The 13,274-nt window shown below is 66.8% G+C and carries 15 protein-coding genes; 5 read left to right on the forward strand and 10 right to left on the reverse strand.

What is annotated here, in order from left to right:
- Positions 1-29: 29 nt before the first annotated feature.
- From FNZ56_RS05815 to FNZ56_RS05840, 6 genes are all read right to left on the reverse strand, one after another.
- Positions 30-491, reverse strand: coding sequence for a ClpXP protease specificity-enhancing factor (locus tag FNZ56_RS05815; RefSeq protein WP_246064747.1), 462 nt, complete (start codon positions 489-491; stop codon positions 30-32).
- Positions 492-572: 81 nt separating this feature from the next.
- Complete coding sequence (locus FNZ56_RS05820; RefSeq protein WP_143878930.1) at positions 573-1,208, reverse strand: glutathione S-transferase N-terminal domain-containing protein; 636 nt, start codon at positions 1,206-1,208, stop codon at positions 573-575.
- A 96-nt stretch (positions 1,209-1,304) separates the two neighbouring features.
- The gene (locus FNZ56_RS05825; protein WP_143878931.1) at positions 1,305-2,048 is read right to left on the reverse strand and encodes a cytochrome c1; all 744 of its coding nucleotides are present in this window, start codon (positions 2,046-2,048) and stop codon (positions 1,305-1,307) included.
- Positions 2,041-3,312, reverse strand: a complete 1,272-nt coding sequence (locus FNZ56_RS05830; RefSeq protein WP_143878932.1) for a cytochrome b — start codon at positions 3,310-3,312, stop codon at positions 2,041-2,043. Before FNZ56_RS05830 ends, FNZ56_RS05825 begins: the two co-directional genes overlap by 8 nt.
- 3 nt (positions 3,313-3,315) lie before the next feature.
- Positions 3,316-3,945 (reverse strand): ubiquinol-cytochrome c reductase iron-sulfur subunit, encoded by a 630-nt coding sequence (gene petA / locus FNZ56_RS05835; protein ID WP_143878933.1) that lies wholly within the window; start codon positions 3,943-3,945, stop codon positions 3,316-3,318.
- 144 nt (positions 3,946-4,089) lie between these two features.
- Entirely contained in the window at positions 4,090-4,989 is a 900-nt protein-coding gene (locus FNZ56_RS05840; protein ID WP_143878934.1) for a lytic transglycosylase domain-containing protein, read from the reverse strand.
- Positions 4,990-5,156: 167 nt separating this feature from the next.
- Here FNZ56_RS05840 and miaB point away from each other — a divergent pair, with 167 nt between their 5' ends.
- Together miaB and msrB are read left to right on the forward strand one after the other, a co-directional pair.
- On the forward strand, positions 5,157-6,593 hold the full coding sequence (gene miaB / locus FNZ56_RS05845) for a tRNA (N6-isopentenyl adenosine(37)-C2)-methylthiotransferase MiaB (protein ID WP_143878935.1): 1,437 nt from the start codon (positions 5,157-5,159) through the stop codon (positions 6,591-6,593).
- Positions 6,577-7,032, forward strand: a complete 456-nt coding sequence (gene msrB / locus FNZ56_RS05850) for a peptide-methionine (R)-S-oxide reductase MsrB (protein ID WP_143878936.1) — start codon at positions 6,577-6,579, stop codon at positions 7,030-7,032. Before miaB ends, msrB begins: the two co-directional genes overlap by 17 nt.
- Positions 7,033-7,045: 13 nt before the next feature.
- Here the strand turns inward: msrB and FNZ56_RS05855 are convergent, their stop codons facing one another.
- From FNZ56_RS05855 to FNZ56_RS05870, 4 genes are read right to left on the reverse strand one after another with little or no spacing between them, the layout of a single operon-like run.
- Positions 7,046-8,155 carry an ABC transporter permease gene (locus tag FNZ56_RS05855; protein WP_143878937.1) on the reverse strand — a complete coding sequence of 370 codons (1,110 nt, stop codon included), beginning with the start codon at positions 8,153-8,155 and terminating at the stop codon, positions 7,046-7,048.
- Positions 8,152-9,078 (reverse strand): ABC transporter ATP-binding protein, encoded by a 927-nt coding sequence (locus FNZ56_RS05860; protein ID WP_143880285.1) that lies wholly within the window; start codon positions 9,076-9,078, stop codon positions 8,152-8,154. The genes FNZ56_RS05855 and FNZ56_RS05860 overlap by 4 nt, the downstream gene beginning before the upstream one ends.
- 25 nt (positions 9,079-9,103) lie before the next feature.
- Complete coding sequence (locus FNZ56_RS05865; protein WP_143878938.1) at positions 9,104-10,054, reverse strand: HlyD family secretion protein; 951 nt, start codon at positions 10,052-10,054, stop codon at positions 9,104-9,106.
- Positions 10,051-10,764, reverse strand: a complete 714-nt coding sequence (locus FNZ56_RS05870) for a TetR/AcrR family transcriptional regulator (RefSeq protein WP_143878939.1) — start codon at positions 10,762-10,764, stop codon at positions 10,051-10,053. The genes FNZ56_RS05865 and FNZ56_RS05870 overlap by 4 nt, the downstream gene beginning before the upstream one ends.
- A gap of 80 nt (positions 10,765-10,844) precedes the next feature.
- Here FNZ56_RS05870 and FNZ56_RS05875 point away from each other — a divergent pair, with 80 nt between their 5' ends.
- From FNZ56_RS05875 to FNZ56_RS05885, 3 genes are all read left to right on the forward strand, one after another.
- Entirely contained in the window at positions 10,845-11,825 is a 981-nt protein-coding gene (locus tag FNZ56_RS05875; protein WP_143880286.1) for a PhoH family protein, read from the forward strand.
- A gap of 9 nt (positions 11,826-11,834) precedes the next feature.
- A complete protein-coding gene (gene ybeY, locus FNZ56_RS05880; protein ID WP_143878940.1) occupies positions 11,835-12,320 on the forward strand; it encodes an rRNA maturation RNase YbeY in 486 nt (161 codons plus the stop codon).
- 96 nt (positions 12,321-12,416) lie between these two features.
- Positions 12,417-13,268, forward strand: coding sequence for an HlyC/CorC family transporter (locus tag FNZ56_RS05885; RefSeq protein WP_143878941.1), 852 nt, complete (start codon positions 12,417-12,419; stop codon positions 13,266-13,268).
- Positions 13,269-13,274: the final 6 nt, after the last annotated feature.

A 13,274-nucleotide genomic window follows, 5' to 3' on the forward strand; every position in this document is an offset into this window, starting at 1 on the left:
TCGGCTTCGCCTCAGGATGACATCCTGATTTATTTCACGATGCGCAAATGCCCGCCGCGCTTGGGTGGCGGTTCGCTATGCGGCGGTTCGTCGTCGGGCGACGTGTCGTCGCTTTCGGATGCCGATTCCACCGATTGCGCCGGCGACGCCGAGCCCTGCGCCGCGATGTCCGGCGGCAGTTCCATGCCCTGCCCGTTCTCGCGCGCGTAGATCGCGACCACTGCGTCGATCGGCACGATCACCGCATGGCTGACGCCGCCGAAGCGCGCGGAGAAACGCACGTCATCGTTGTCCATCTGCAGGTGCGCGACCGCGCGTTCGGCGATGTTGAGCACGATGCGCCCGTCCTTCACCGCATGCGTCGGCACGCGCACGCCGGGCCTGGTCGCGTCGACCAGCAGGTGCGGGGTCAATCCGTTGTCGGCGATCCATTCGTACAGCGCCCGCAGCAGGTACGGGCGGTGGCTGGTCATGGCGGGCGCGTCGGTCATTCCGGATCAGTTCGTTGTTGGTGGTTCGTAGTTGGCAGAAGGCTTTTCACAAACCACGAACAACCAACCACCAACTCGCCGTTACGCCGGAATCTCGCGCAGGTTGCGTTCCTGCGGAGTGAGGCTGCGCAGGAAGCCCGGGTTGCGGAAGATGCGGTTGCCGTAATCCTCGATCGCCTTGCCGTCCTTCGGCAGCGGGATGTCGAGCGCTTCGAGCCGCCAGATGATCGGCGCCATCGCGCAGTCGGCGAGGCTCATTTCCGGGTTGAGGAAGAACTTGCTGGCCTTGAACAGCGGCACCGCGGCGGTGAGCAGTTCCTTCAGGCGCTTGCGCCCGGCCTCGGCCTGCTGCTTGTTGCCGAGCTGGATCGCCTGCACCTGCGGCACCCAATCGTGCTCGATGCGCAGCATCGCCAGGCGCAGGCGCGCGCGGGAAAGCGGATCGACCGGCATCAGCGGCGGGTGCGGATAGCGCTCGTCGAGGTATTCGCTGACCACGCTCGCGGCGTACAGCACCAGGTCGCGTTCGACCAGCGTAGGCACCGAGTGGTAGGGGTTGAGGTCGACGAGGTCCTCCGGCGGATTCTGCGGATCCACCGGGATGAAGTCGTACGTGACGCCTTTCGCCGCGAGGACGAGGCGCACGCGGTGGCACAGCACGTCGTCCACCGAGGAAAACAGGGTCAGGGCATTACGCATACGCGGACTCGCAGCCATCATCGGCCATCTCCACGCAGCCGGAATCCGCCGGCCGCATTGGCGCCGCCCGCCCCTTGCGGACAGTCGCCACGGTCGCCGCGTCGTGGGTCGCGGCTAGTGCACGTCCTTCCAGAATTCCTTCTTGAGCAGCCAGGCGAGGAAGGTGAAGAACGCGAGGAACAGCACCACCCACACGCCCAGGCTCTGGCGCTTGAGCGCGGCCGGTTCGCCGGCGTACTCGAGGAAAGTGGTGATGTCGCGCACGCTCTGGTCGAACTGCGCGGGCGTCTGCGAGCCCGGTGTCGCCAGCACCAACTTCTCCACCGGCGCATCGCCGCCACCTTCCGCCTTGCCGTAGACCGGCTGCTGCAGGCCCTGCAGTTCCCACAGCGGGTTCGGCATCGAGGCGTTCGGGAACAGCTTGTTGTTCCAGCCCAGCGGCCGCGATTCGTCGAGGTAGAACGACTTGAGGTAGGTGTAGATCCAGTCGCTGCCGCGCACCCGCGCGATCAGGCTGAGGTCCGGCGGCATCTTGCCGAAAAACTGCTTGGCTTCGTCTTCCTTCAGCGCGACGTGCACCTGGTCGCCGATCTTGCCGCCGGTGAAGTCGAGGTTGTCCATCACCTCCTGCTCGGTCAGGCCGAGGTCGCTGGCCATGCGCGAATAGCGCAGGTATTGCAGCGAATGGCAGCCGGAGCAGTTGTTCATGAACAACTGTGCGCCGCGTTGCAGCGAGGCCTGGTCGCCGAGGTCGGTGCCGGCATGCATCAGCCCGGCGGTTTCCTCGGCGAGGACCGGCGCGGCGGCGAACAGCCCGGCGAGCAGCGCGGGCAGCAGTCGGAATGCGAACTTAGTCATGCGTCGTCACCCGTTCCGGCACCGGCTTGGTCCTGTCGATCTTCGTCCACACCGGCATGGTGATGAAGAACGCGTAGTAGAGGAAGGTAAGCACGCGGCCGATGATGGCCTCCACCGGATCGGTGCCGGGACCGGCGCCGATCTTCATCAGCCACAGGAAGCTGACCGCGAAGATCGCAAGCATCGTCCACGACAGCGGGCCGCGGGCGCGGAACGACTTGACCCGGCTCTTGTCCAGCCACGGCACCAGGAACAGCAGCACGATCGCGCCGAACATCACCAGCACGCCCCACAGCTTGATCCCGAAGAACGAGGGCACCACGCGCAACATCGCGTAGTACGGCGTGAAGTACCACACCGGCTTGATGTGCTCGGGCGTCACCAGCGGATTGGCCGCGGTGAAGTTGTCGTGCTCGAGGAACCAGCCGCCGAAGGTCGGCGCGAAGAAGATGATGAAGGCGGCGATGACCAGGAAGAAGCCGGCGCCGAACAGGTCCTTCACCGTGTAGTACGGGTGGAACGGGATGCCGTCGGCCGGCGCGTCCTTGGACCAGCGGTTGCCCTTCGGGCCGTGCTTGATGTCCACGCCCTCGGGGTTGTTCGAACCGACTTCGTGCAGCGCCCCCAGGTGCAGCACCACCAGCAGCAGCAGCACCAGCGGCAGCGCGATGACGTGCAGGGCGAAGAAGCGGTTGAGGGTCGCGTCCGAGGGGATGTAGTCGCCCATGATCCATTCGGTCAGACCGTTGCCGATGACCGGGATCGCGCCGAACAGCGAGATGATCACCTTCGCGCCCCAGAACGACATCTGCCCCCACGGCAGCACGTAGCCCATGAAGGCCTCGGCCATCAGCACGAGGTAGATGACCATGCCCAGCAGCCACACCAGTTCGCGCGGCTTCTGGTAGCTGCCGTACATCAGGCCGCGGAACATGTGCAGGTAGACGACGACGAAGAACAGCGACGCGCCGGTGCTGTGCATGTAGCGGATCAGCCAGCCCCAATCCACGTCGCGCATGATGTATTCGATCGACGAGAACGCCTCGGCCGCGCTGGGCTTGAAGTGCATCGTCAGGAAGATGCCGGTGACGATCTGGTTGACCAGCACCAGCAGCGCGAGCGAACCGAAGTAGTACCAGAAGTTGAAGTTCTTCGGCGCGTAGTACTCGGTCATGTGCTTGCGGTACATCGGCATCAACGCCGGCGCGCGCGCGTTGACCCAATCCCACACGTTGCAGGCGGTGCGCGTGATCATGTTGCTCATGGCTTACGCGGCTCCCGTGCTTTTGTCGGACGCAGGATCGACGCCGATCTCGAGCGTGTTGTCGTCGATGAAGTGGTACGGCGGCACCGGCAGGTTGGCCGGGGCCGGCTGCGACTTGAACACGCGGCCGGCGAGGTCGTACTTCGACTTGTGGCAGGGGCAGAAGTAGCCGCCCTTCCAGTCCTCGTAGAACGGCTGCGGCTTGATCTCGGGCACGAACTCCGGCGCGCAGCCGAGGTGGGTGCAGACCGCCTCAAGCACGAGCACCTCGGGCTTGATCGAGCGGTATTCGTTCTGCGCGTACTTGGGCTGCTGGCCCTCGTTGCTCGACTTGGGGTCCAGCACGGTGGAATCCATTTCCGGCAGCGTGGCGAGCATGGCCTTGCTGCGGCGCACGATGTAGTGCGGCTTGCCGCGCCAGGCCACGGTCAGCTGCTGCGCTTCCTGCAGGGCGGAGATATCGACCTTGATCGGGGCGCCGGCCTGCTTGGCGCGCTCGCTCGGGCTCCAGGACTTGATGAACGGCACCGCGGCGAACCCCACCCCGACCGCGCCGACGACCGCGGTGGTCGCGGTCAGGAACTTGCGGCGGCCGGTATCGTCCGGCCCATCCCCGTCGCTGGCAGGGTTCATCGTTGTTTCAATAGCCATCCGGCGCTCCGTGGATCATGGCCCAGACTGCCCGCAAAGCCGCGCGATGACGCGGATGCGGGCCGCCACATAAAGACGGCGAAGTGTAACGGAACGCTGAATCGGCCGACAACGCCGGCCACCGCCTCAACGCTGGGCAAGGCTGCCGCGGTAGCGTTCGGCGAGGGTCGAAACCCGGTCCACGTAGCGCCGGGTCTCGCTGTACGGGGGCACGCCCTTGTACTTGTCCACGGCACCTTCGCCGGCGTTGTAGCCCGCGGCCGCGAGCTTCAGGTCGCCACCGTAGCGCTTGAGCAGCCAGGCCAGGTACTGCACGCCGCCCTGGATGTTCTGCGCCGCGTTGTACGAGTCCGATACGCCAAAACGCCGCGCGGTCGCCGGCATCAGCTGCATCAGGCCCTGCGCCCCGACCCGCGACAGCGCGGTCGGCCGGAACGCGGATTCGGCATGGATGATGGCGCGGATGACGGCCTCGTCCACCCCGTAATCGCGCGAGGCCTGGGCGATCTCGTCCTTGTAGGCGGTGGTGTTGAGCCGGGTGGTGCCGAAATTGATCCCGGGCTGCAGGCCGCAGGCGTAGCAGGTTTCCATCTGGAAGACGGCGTACTGGATCGACTGCGAAGTGACGTTGGCCACGCCGCGTGGCCGCCGGTTGCTGAAATTGCGGACGCCGTTGGCATCCACGTAGGAATAGATGGTCGAAGTCGCCATGCGCACGAACTTCGCCTTGCTCGGCGGAGGCGCCGACGACACGGCCGGGTGCGTGGCCGGCAGCGTTTCCCTGGCCGGGGATCCGTCGACCTTGACTGTCGCGGTGGCGCTGCCGGAAGAAGCCGGCGCCGATGATGCCGGCGTCTTCTGCACGCTGTTGTAGCTGCTGATGGCGACGCACTTCGCGCCCGGGACGCGCTTGCTGACGTAGCTGCGCCCGCCATCGGCGCCATCACAGCGGTACAGGGTGCCGGCCACGGCCGGACTGGCCGCAAGCAGCCCCAGCACGCACAGCGCGATTCCCCATCCCCTCATGCGGCGGACTATCACTCCATTCGAAATCGTTGACAAGCCTTTGATTTCCTTGAACGCGACCGTGGTCGCGTTTATCCCTCACCGGCATCCGGACCTGCCCGGCCGGCTTTGCTAAGCTCGCGCACCCTCACCGGCCCGGATTACCCACCGCGCCCCGGAGACGAGACATGACCGAAGCCCAGACCGACGCCGCATCGATGGCCCTGCCCGCAAGCATCAAACCGCGACGCGGGAAGGTGTTCATCGAAACCCACGGTTGCCAGATGAACGAATACGATTCGGCGAAGATGGCCGACGTTCTCGCCGAACACGAAGGTCTGGAGCTGACCGACAACGCCGCCGAGGCGGACGTGATCCTGGTCAATACCTGCTCCATCCGCGAGAAGGCGCAGGAGAAGGTGTTCAGCCAGCTCGGCCGCTGGAAGTCGCTCAAGCAAGGCCGGCTCCAAGAAGGCAAATCACCCGTGCTGATCGGCGTCGGCGGCTGCGTGGCTTCGCAGGAAGGCGAAGGCATCGTCAAGCGCGCGCCCTACGTCGACCTGGTGTTCGGCCCGCAGACCCTGCATCGCCTGCCGGAGCTGATCCACGCCCGCCGCGAAACCGGCAAGCCGCAGGTCGACATCAGTTTCCCCGAGATCGAGAAGTTCGACCGCCTGCCGGAACCGCGCGCCGAAGGCCCGTCCGCCTTCGTTTCGATCATGGAAGGCTGTTCGAAATACTGCTCGTTCTGCGTGGTGCCCTACACTCGCGGCACCGAAGTCAGCCGCCCGTTCGAGGACGTGCTGGTCGAAGTCGCGCAACTCGCGGCCCAGGGCGTGCGCGAGGTCAACCTGCTCGGCCAGAACGTCAATGCCTACCGCGGGCCTTACGGTGACGGCGAAGTCGCGGACCTCGGCCTGCTGATCCGCGCCATCGCCGAAATCGACGGCATTGGTCGCATCCGCTTCACCACCTCGCATCCGCTGGAATTCTCCGATTCGCTGGTCGAGGCCTATCGCGACGTGCCCAAGCTCGCGAACTTCCTGCACCTGCCGGTGCAGAGCGGCAGCGACCGCGTGCTCGCGGCGATGAAGCGCGGCTACACCGCGCTCGAGTTCAAGCAGAAGATCCGCAAGCTGCGCGCGGTGCGCCCGGACATCTCGATCTCGTCCGACTTCATCGTCGGCTTCCCCGGCGAAACCGACGCCGATTTCGACAAGACCATGAAACTGATCGAGGACGTGGGCTTCGACCAGAGCTTCAGCTTCATCTACTCGCGTCGTCCGGGAACGCCGGCCGCGGATCTCGCCGATGACGTATCCAGCGAAGCCAAGCACGCGCGGCTCGACCGCCTGCAGAAGCACATCAATGCGCATGCGCTTGGAATCTCGCAGGCGATGGTCGGCAGCGTGCAGCGCGTGCTGATCGAAGGCCCGTCGAAGAAGAACCCGGACGAGCTCACCGGCAAGACCGAGAACATGCGTTCGGTGAACTTCCCTGCGCCGAAGCGGCTGGTCGGCCAGTTCGTCGATGTCGTCATCACCGAGGCGATGAGCAATTCGCTGCGCGGGCGCGTGGCGATTTCCGCCGATCTTCCGGAGAACTCCCATGTTGAAGTGGCCTGATGTGCTCGCCCTCGCCACGAATGGCAATCCACCACCACCGCGCCGGGTCGAGAAAACCGCCGAAGAGTGGCGCGCGCAACTCAGCCCCGAGGAATTCCGCGTCGCCCGCGAGGCCGGTACCGAACGCGCCTTCAGCCATGCCTCGTGCGAACTGTTCGCGCCGGGCCGCTACCGCTGCGTTTGCTGCGGAACCCTGCTGTTCGACGCCGGGGAGAAATTCGACTCCGGCACCGGTTGGCCATCGTTCACCCAGCCGGCGGCGGACAACGTGATCGCCTACCGCGACGACCGCACGCACGGCATGCACCGAATCGAGACGACGTGCAACGTCTGCGATGCCCACCTCGGGCACGTGTTTCCGGACGGCCCGCCGCCATCGGGCCTGCGTTACTGCATGAACGGCGTGGCCCTGCGCAAGGATGCGGAGGGCGACGACTGACGGCGCAGCGCGACTAATCCAGTCGCTTGCGGAACCGCAGGATCGCCGCGGTCATCATCACCGCGGTGAACGCGACCAGCGCGGCGACGTCGCGCCACAGCTCGGCGATGCCGGCGCCGCGCAGCATGATCCCGCGGATCAGGCGCAGGAAATGGGTCAGCGGCAGGATCTCCGCGAACCACTGGATCGGTTGCGGCATGCCCGCGAACGGGAACATGAAGCCCGACAGCAGGATCGACGGCAGGAACACGAAGAAGGTCATCTGCATCGCCTGGAACTGCGATTGCGCGCGGGTCGAGATCAGCAGGCCGAGGGTGAGGTTGGCGACGACCAGCAGGATCGCGGCGAGGTAGACGTCGAACACGCTCCCTCGCACTGGCACCGCGAACAGCCACAGCCCGAGCAGCAGCACCAGCGTGGTTTGCACCAGCCCGATGGCGACGTAGGGCAGCACCTTGCCGATCATCAGTTCACCGCGGGTGATGGGCGTCGCGATCAGCAATTCCATGTTGCCGCGCTCGCGTTCGCGCACGATCGACACGCCGGTGAACAGCACCATGGTCATGGTCAGGATCACGCCGATCAGGCCCGGCACGATGTTCACCGCCGAGCGCCGCTCCGGGTTGTAGAAGCTGACCACGCCGATCTGCTGCGCAGTCGTCTCGCGCGCGCCGGTCGCGTTCGCCAGCGCGCGGCTGTTGTCCAGCGGCATCTGCGCCAGTTGCACCGCCGCGCTCTGGACCACGGTGTCGCTGCCGTCGACCAGCACCTGCACCGCCTCGCGCCCGTCGATGCGGCGGCGTTCGAAATCCGGCGGCACGACCACGCCGACGCTGATCTGGCCGCGGCGCAAGGCATCCATCAACTGCTGCGGCGTGTTCGCCGCGAGCGTCGGTCGGACCACGCCGGTCGCGACCATGTCCATCACCAGCGCGCGCGATCCGGCGGTGTTCGCCATGTCGGCGACGCCGGCCGACAACCCGCGCAGGTTGAGGTTGATCGCATAGCCGAACAGCACCAGCTGCATCACCGGGATGCCGACGATCATCGCCAGGGTGATGCGGTCGCGCCGCAGTTGCCGCAATTCCTTGGTCATCACCGCAAGCAGGCGCCCGAGTTTCACGCGGCCTCCCGCTGCGGATCGCGTCCGCGTGTGGCCGAGACGAACACATCCTCGAGGTTCGGTTCCGTCGGCACCACTTCGGCCTGCAGTTTCGCATTGCGCAGAGCTTCGGCGATGCGTGACTTGGCGTCGCCGTTTTCCGCCATCAGCACGCGCAAGCTGTTGCCGATCTGGGCCACGCTGAGCACGCCCGGCAAGCCGACCAGCGCCTGCTGCGCGCGCCGCGGCTGCGTGGCCCGCACTTCCAGCGTGCGCCCGGCCAGCGCGGACGTGAGCTCGCGTGGCGTACCGTCCGCGACGAGTCGGCCGGAATCGAGGATGGCAATGCGATGGCAGCGTTCGGCTTCGTCCATGTAATGCGTCGAAACAAGCAATGTTGTTCCGGCATCGGCGAGGTCGAAGAGCTTTTCCCAGAAATCGCGGCGCGATTCCGGATCGACCGCGCTGGTGGGTTCGTCGAGGAACAGCAATTCCGGTTCATGGATGACGGCGCCGGCCAGCGCGAGGCGTTGCTTCTGCCCGCCGCTGAGCGTGCCGGCAAGCTGCTTCTGCCCGTCTTCGAAGTGGTATCCGGCGACGAGTTCGTCGATGCGCTTTCTTGCCTTCGCCTTGTCGAGCCCTTGCACCGCAGCGAGGAATTCCAGGTTCTCGCGCACGGTCAGGTCCTCGAACAGCGAGAACTTCTGGGTCATGTAGCCGATGCGCAAACGCAAGGCTTCCGCTTGTTCGGGAATGCGCAGGCCGAGCACCTCGATCTCGCCCGCGGTCGGCGTCAATAGGCCGCACAGCATGCGGATGGTGGTCGATTTGCCCGAACCGTTCGGGCCGAGGAAACCGTAGACCTGCTTTTTCGGCACGGTGAGGTCGACATGGTCGACCGCGACCAGGTCGCCGAAACGCTTGGTCAGGCTTCGCGCGCGGATCGCGACATCGCCACCATTCGTGGATTCAGCGGCCATCGAACTCGACCCGCACCGGCAATCCGGCCGGAAGTTGCGTCGCATCCTTGCCGAGCGCGATTTCGGCGAGATAACTCAATCGCGCCGCGTCCTTGCCGATCAGCGCGTAGTACGGGGTGAAGCTGGCTTCGCTGCGGATCATGCGTACGGTTCCGGACAACGCGGCATCGCGACCATCGACGAACACCCGCGCCTTGTCGCCGACCTTGACGTTGGCGCGGATGGTTTCCGGCACATAGATGCGCGCATAGGGCGCATCGCCGACCAGCAGGATCGCCAGCGGCGCGCCGACCGGCGCCTGGTCGCCGAGCCTGTAGGGAAGGCTGTCGATGCGTCCGGCGCGCGGCGCGCGCACGTCGAGCTTGTCCAGTGTCGCCACCTGCGCCGTCGCCTGCGCTTCGGCGGCGCGCACCGCGGCTTCGCCCTGGGCGATGTCCTCGCGACGCGAGCCGTTCAACAGTTCGTCGAGCGCGGCCTGCGCGAGTTTCACCTGTGCGTTCGCGCTCGACGCGGCGGCGCGGGCGCGATCCACGTCGGCGGCGGCGACGAGTTTCCGTGCCCCGAGCGGGCGCAAACGATCGTAGTAGGCGTTCGCATCGCGCGCGGCCGCTTGTGCCGCGGACACGGACGCACGCGCCTGCGCGATCTGTTCGCTGCGCGGCCCGGCTTCGAGTTCGCCCAGGGCTTCGCGCTGGCGTTGCGCCTCGGCCTGCGCGGCTTCGGTCTGCGCCTCGGTACGGGTGCGTTCCAGCGTCAGCAGTCGCGCGCCGGCGTCTACCTGCTGGCCTTCGCGCACATCGATGGAGGCGATGCGTTCGGCCACCGGCGCCGGCAGCGTGATGCGGTCGTATTCCAGCGTGCCCAGTGCCTGCGGCGTGTCCTTCGCGCAGGCAGCGAGCAGCAATGCGGCGAACAGCGGAACGATCTTCGATGCGTTCACGGCGAAGGCTCCTTGAGGTCGATGCCGCGGTCTAGCAATGCGAGGGTGTGCTTGCGGAAAGTGTCCATGTCCAGCGCCGCGGTGCCGGGATCGCCGGCGAACAGGCGCCGCCAGATCGGCGCACCGGCGATCGGGAACAGCGTGAGCCCGACCAGCGACACCATCAGCAGGCGCGGATCCAAGTCTTCGTTGATCTCGCCGCGGGCCTGCGCTTCGGCGAAGCGCTTGGCCATCACCTGCGGGATCTGCGGGCCTATGCGTTCGAACAGCACGTCGCGCAACGCGCCGCCTTCGCACAGGACTTCGCGTACCCACAGCGGCGGCAGCCAGGGATGCTTCGTCGCCACGCGACCGATGCCGGTCACGAACGCGGCGATGAGCGCGGCGACATCCTCGCCGGCATTGCCGATCGCGCCACGCATCTCCGCCAGCACCGGCAGCAGCCGGTCCGCGACCAAAGCGTCCTGCAATTGCGCCTTGTCGCCGAAGTAGTAGTGCAGCAGCGCCGGGGTGACGTGCGCCTCGCGGGCGATGTCGCGCAGGCTGGTCGCGGCGATGCCCTTGCGCACGAAGCAGGCGACGGCGGCATCGAGCAGCAATTCGCGCTGCTCCGCCGGTGGCGCGGCCTTGCGGGCCGGACGGCCGGGCGCGCGCTTGCGCAACGGTGGCGAACTGCGGACGCGGGGCTTGGCAGGCTGGGTCGACTCCATTTCCATATTTAACTATACGTTTAATTAAATTGGAAGCCGTGATGGCGGCCGTCCTCCCGGCGCGCTACCCTGCGCGCCCCATGCTGCAACGCGACTTCGTCCTCGAACCCGCCGATACCGAACGCCTCGCCAACCTGGCCGGGCCGTTCGACGCCCACCTGCGCCTGATCGAATTGCGCCTCGGGGTGGAAATCGCCAACCGCGGCAACGTGTTCCGCGTCTCCGGCGAGGCCGATGTGGCCGCCCGCGCCGAACGCCTGTTGCGCCAGCTCTACGACGAGGCCGGTTCGGAAACCTTCGACGAGCACGCCATCCACCTGCGCCTCGGCCCGGATGCGAACGATGCGGCTTCGACATCGTCGGCGGATTACATGCCGCAGGACGTGGCGGTGAAGGTCAAGCGCGGCACCCTGCGCGGGCGCGGCGACAACCAGCGCAAGTACCTGCACGCGATCGCGACGCACGACATCAACTTCGGCGTCGGCCCGGCCGGCACCGGCAAGACCTTTCTCGCCGTTGCAATGGCGGTGGACGCGCTCAACCAGTCGCGCGTGCAACGGCTGATCCTCGTTCGCCCCGCGGTCGAAGCCGGCGAAAAGCTCGGCTTCCTGCCCGGCGACCTCACCCAGAAGGTCGACCCGTATTTGCGCCCGCTGTACGACGCGCTGTACGAAATGCTCGGCGTGGACAAGGTCGCGCGGTTGCTGGAGAAGAACGTCATCGAGATCGCGCCGCTGGCCTACATGCGCGGGCGCACGCTGAACGACGCGTTCGTGATCCTCGATGAGGCGCAGAACACCAGCATCGAGCAGATGAAGATGTTCCTGACCCGGCTCGGCTTCGGCAGCACCGCGGTGATCACCGGCGACCTGACCCAGGTCGATTTGCCGAAGCACCAGAAATCCGGACTGAAGGATGCGGTGGAAGTGCTGCACGGCGTCGAAGGTGTCAGCTTCACCTTCTTCGAGGCGCGCGACGTGGTGCGGCATCCGCTGGTCGCGCGCATCGTGAACGCCTACGAGGCCCGCGACGCAAAGGATTCGCAAACCGGATCGGCGTAACATCGACGCATGACCCGCGGTCCGACCCGCCTCGATGTCGCCGTCAGCTACGCCGCGCCGCGCGCGGGGCTGCCGGCCGCGGTGAGTTTCCGTCGTTGGATCGCGGCCGCGCTCGATGGTCGCATCCGCGAAGCCGACCTCGCGATCCGCATCGTCGGCACCAAGGAAGGCCGCGCACTCAACCGCCATTACCGCGGCAAGGACTACGCGACCAACGTGCTCAGCTTTCCCGCCGACGTCGCCGACGGCGTGAAGCTGCCCAAGGGCGTCGTCATGCCGCTGCTCGGCGACCTGGTGCTGTGCGCGCCGGTGGTCGCGCGCGAGGCCCGGGAACAGAAGAAGCCGCTGGCGGCCCACTACGCGCACCTGACCGTGCACGGCGCACTGCACCTGCTGGGCTGGGACCACCAGGACGCGCGCGAGGCCGAGTGCATGGAACAGCTGGAACGCGAGATCCTCGCCGGGCTCGGGATCGACGATCCGTACATGGCCTGAGCGCCGTCCGCGCCGCGATTCACCGGCGCGCAACGCGTCCGCGCTAGACTGCCGCCCACTCTCCACCGCGCGGGACCGCCCGCGACCGCCGCCCGAATGTCCGAGGACGACAGTAGCCAGCCCACCGCCGAACGCCGCAGCTGGCTGGAACGCATCAGCGCCGCCCTGTCGGGCGAGCCCACCACGCGCGAGGACCTCGTCGAGCTGTTGCGCGACGTGCAGGCCGACGGCCTGATCGAGGCCGACACCCTGCGCATGATGGAAGGCGCGATCTCCGTCTCCGACCTCACCGTCGGCGACGTGATGGTCTCGCGTTCGCAGATGGTGGCGTTGCCGGCCGACGCGAAGCTGCTCGAATTGATGAAGATGGTGGTCGAGTCGGGGCATTCGCGCTTCCCGGTGCACGGCGAGGACAAGGACGAGATCCTCGGCATCCTGCTGGCCAAGGACCTGCTGCGCGGCGTGGTCGTCGACCACGCGCCCGGTAACGTGCGCGAACTGCTGCGCCCGGCGGTGCTGATCCCCGAAACCAAGCGCCTCGACCTGCTGCTGCGCGAGTTCCGCCAGTCGCGCAACCACATGGCGATCGTGATCGACGAATACGGCGGCGTCGCCGGGCTGGTCACCATCGAGGACGTGCTCGAGCAGATCGTCGGCGAGATCGACGACGAGCACGACGACGCCGAGGACCCGAACGCGCTGATCGCGGCGCAGGCGGACGGCCAGTTCGTGGTCGACGCGCTCACGCCCATCGGCGATTTCAACCAGCGCTTCGGCGCCGATTTCGCCGACGACGAATACGACACCATCGGCGGACTCGTCACCGCGGCGATTGGCCACCTGCCCGAGGCCGGCGAGGAACTGACCCTGGGCCGCTTCGGCTTCCGCGTCGCGCGCGCCGACGCGCGCCGGTTGCACGCGCTGCACGTGAGCGTGCATGGCGAATAGCGCGGA

Source organism: Lysobacter lycopersici (genome assembly GCF_007556775.1).
Lineage (GTDB): Bacteria > Pseudomonadota > Gammaproteobacteria > Xanthomonadales > Xanthomonadaceae > Pseudoluteimonas > Pseudoluteimonas lycopersici.

Bases quoted from the DNA above. Each gene is read 5' to 3' on its own strand.
- FNZ56_RS05815 (WP_246064747.1), bottom strand. From the start codon at position 491: ATGACCGACGCGCCCGCCATGACCAGCCACCGCCCGTACCTGCTGCGG.
- FNZ56_RS05820 (WP_143878930.1), bottom strand. From the start codon at position 1,208: ATGGCTGCGAGTCCGCGTATGCGTAATGCCCTGACCCTGTTTTCCTCG.
- FNZ56_RS05825 (WP_143878931.1), bottom strand. From the start codon at position 2,048: ATGACTAAGTTCGCATTCCGACTGCTGCCCGCGCTGCTCGCCGGGCTG.
- FNZ56_RS05830 (WP_143878932.1), bottom strand. From the start codon at position 3,312: ATGAGCAACATGATCACGCGCACCGCCTGCAACGTGTGGGATTGGGTC.
- petA (WP_143878933.1), bottom strand. From the start codon at position 3,945: ATGAACCCTGCCAGCGACGGGGATGGGCCGGACGATACCGGCCGCCGC.
- FNZ56_RS05840 (WP_143878934.1), bottom strand. From the start codon at position 4,989: ATGAGGGGATGGGGAATCGCGCTGTGCGTGCTGGGGCTGCTTGCGGCC.
- miaB (WP_143878935.1), top strand. From the start codon at position 5,157: ATGACCGAAGCCCAGACCGACGCCGCATCGATGGCCCTGCCCGCAAGC.
- msrB (WP_143878936.1), top strand. From the start codon at position 6,577: ATGTTGAAGTGGCCTGATGTGCTCGCCCTCGCCACGAATGGCAATCCA.
- FNZ56_RS05870 (WP_143878939.1), bottom strand. From the start codon at position 10,764: ATGGAGTCGACCCAGCCTGCCAAGCCCCGCGTCCGCAGTTCGCCACCG.
- FNZ56_RS05875 (WP_143880286.1), top strand. From the start codon at position 10,845: ATGCTGCAACGCGACTTCGTCCTCGAACCCGCCGATACCGAACGCCTC.
- ybeY (WP_143878940.1), top strand. From the start codon at position 11,835: ATGACCCGCGGTCCGACCCGCCTCGATGTCGCCGTCAGCTACGCCGCG.
- FNZ56_RS05885 (WP_143878941.1), top strand. From the start codon at position 12,417: ATGTCCGAGGACGACAGTAGCCAGCCCACCGCCGAACGCCGCAGCTGG.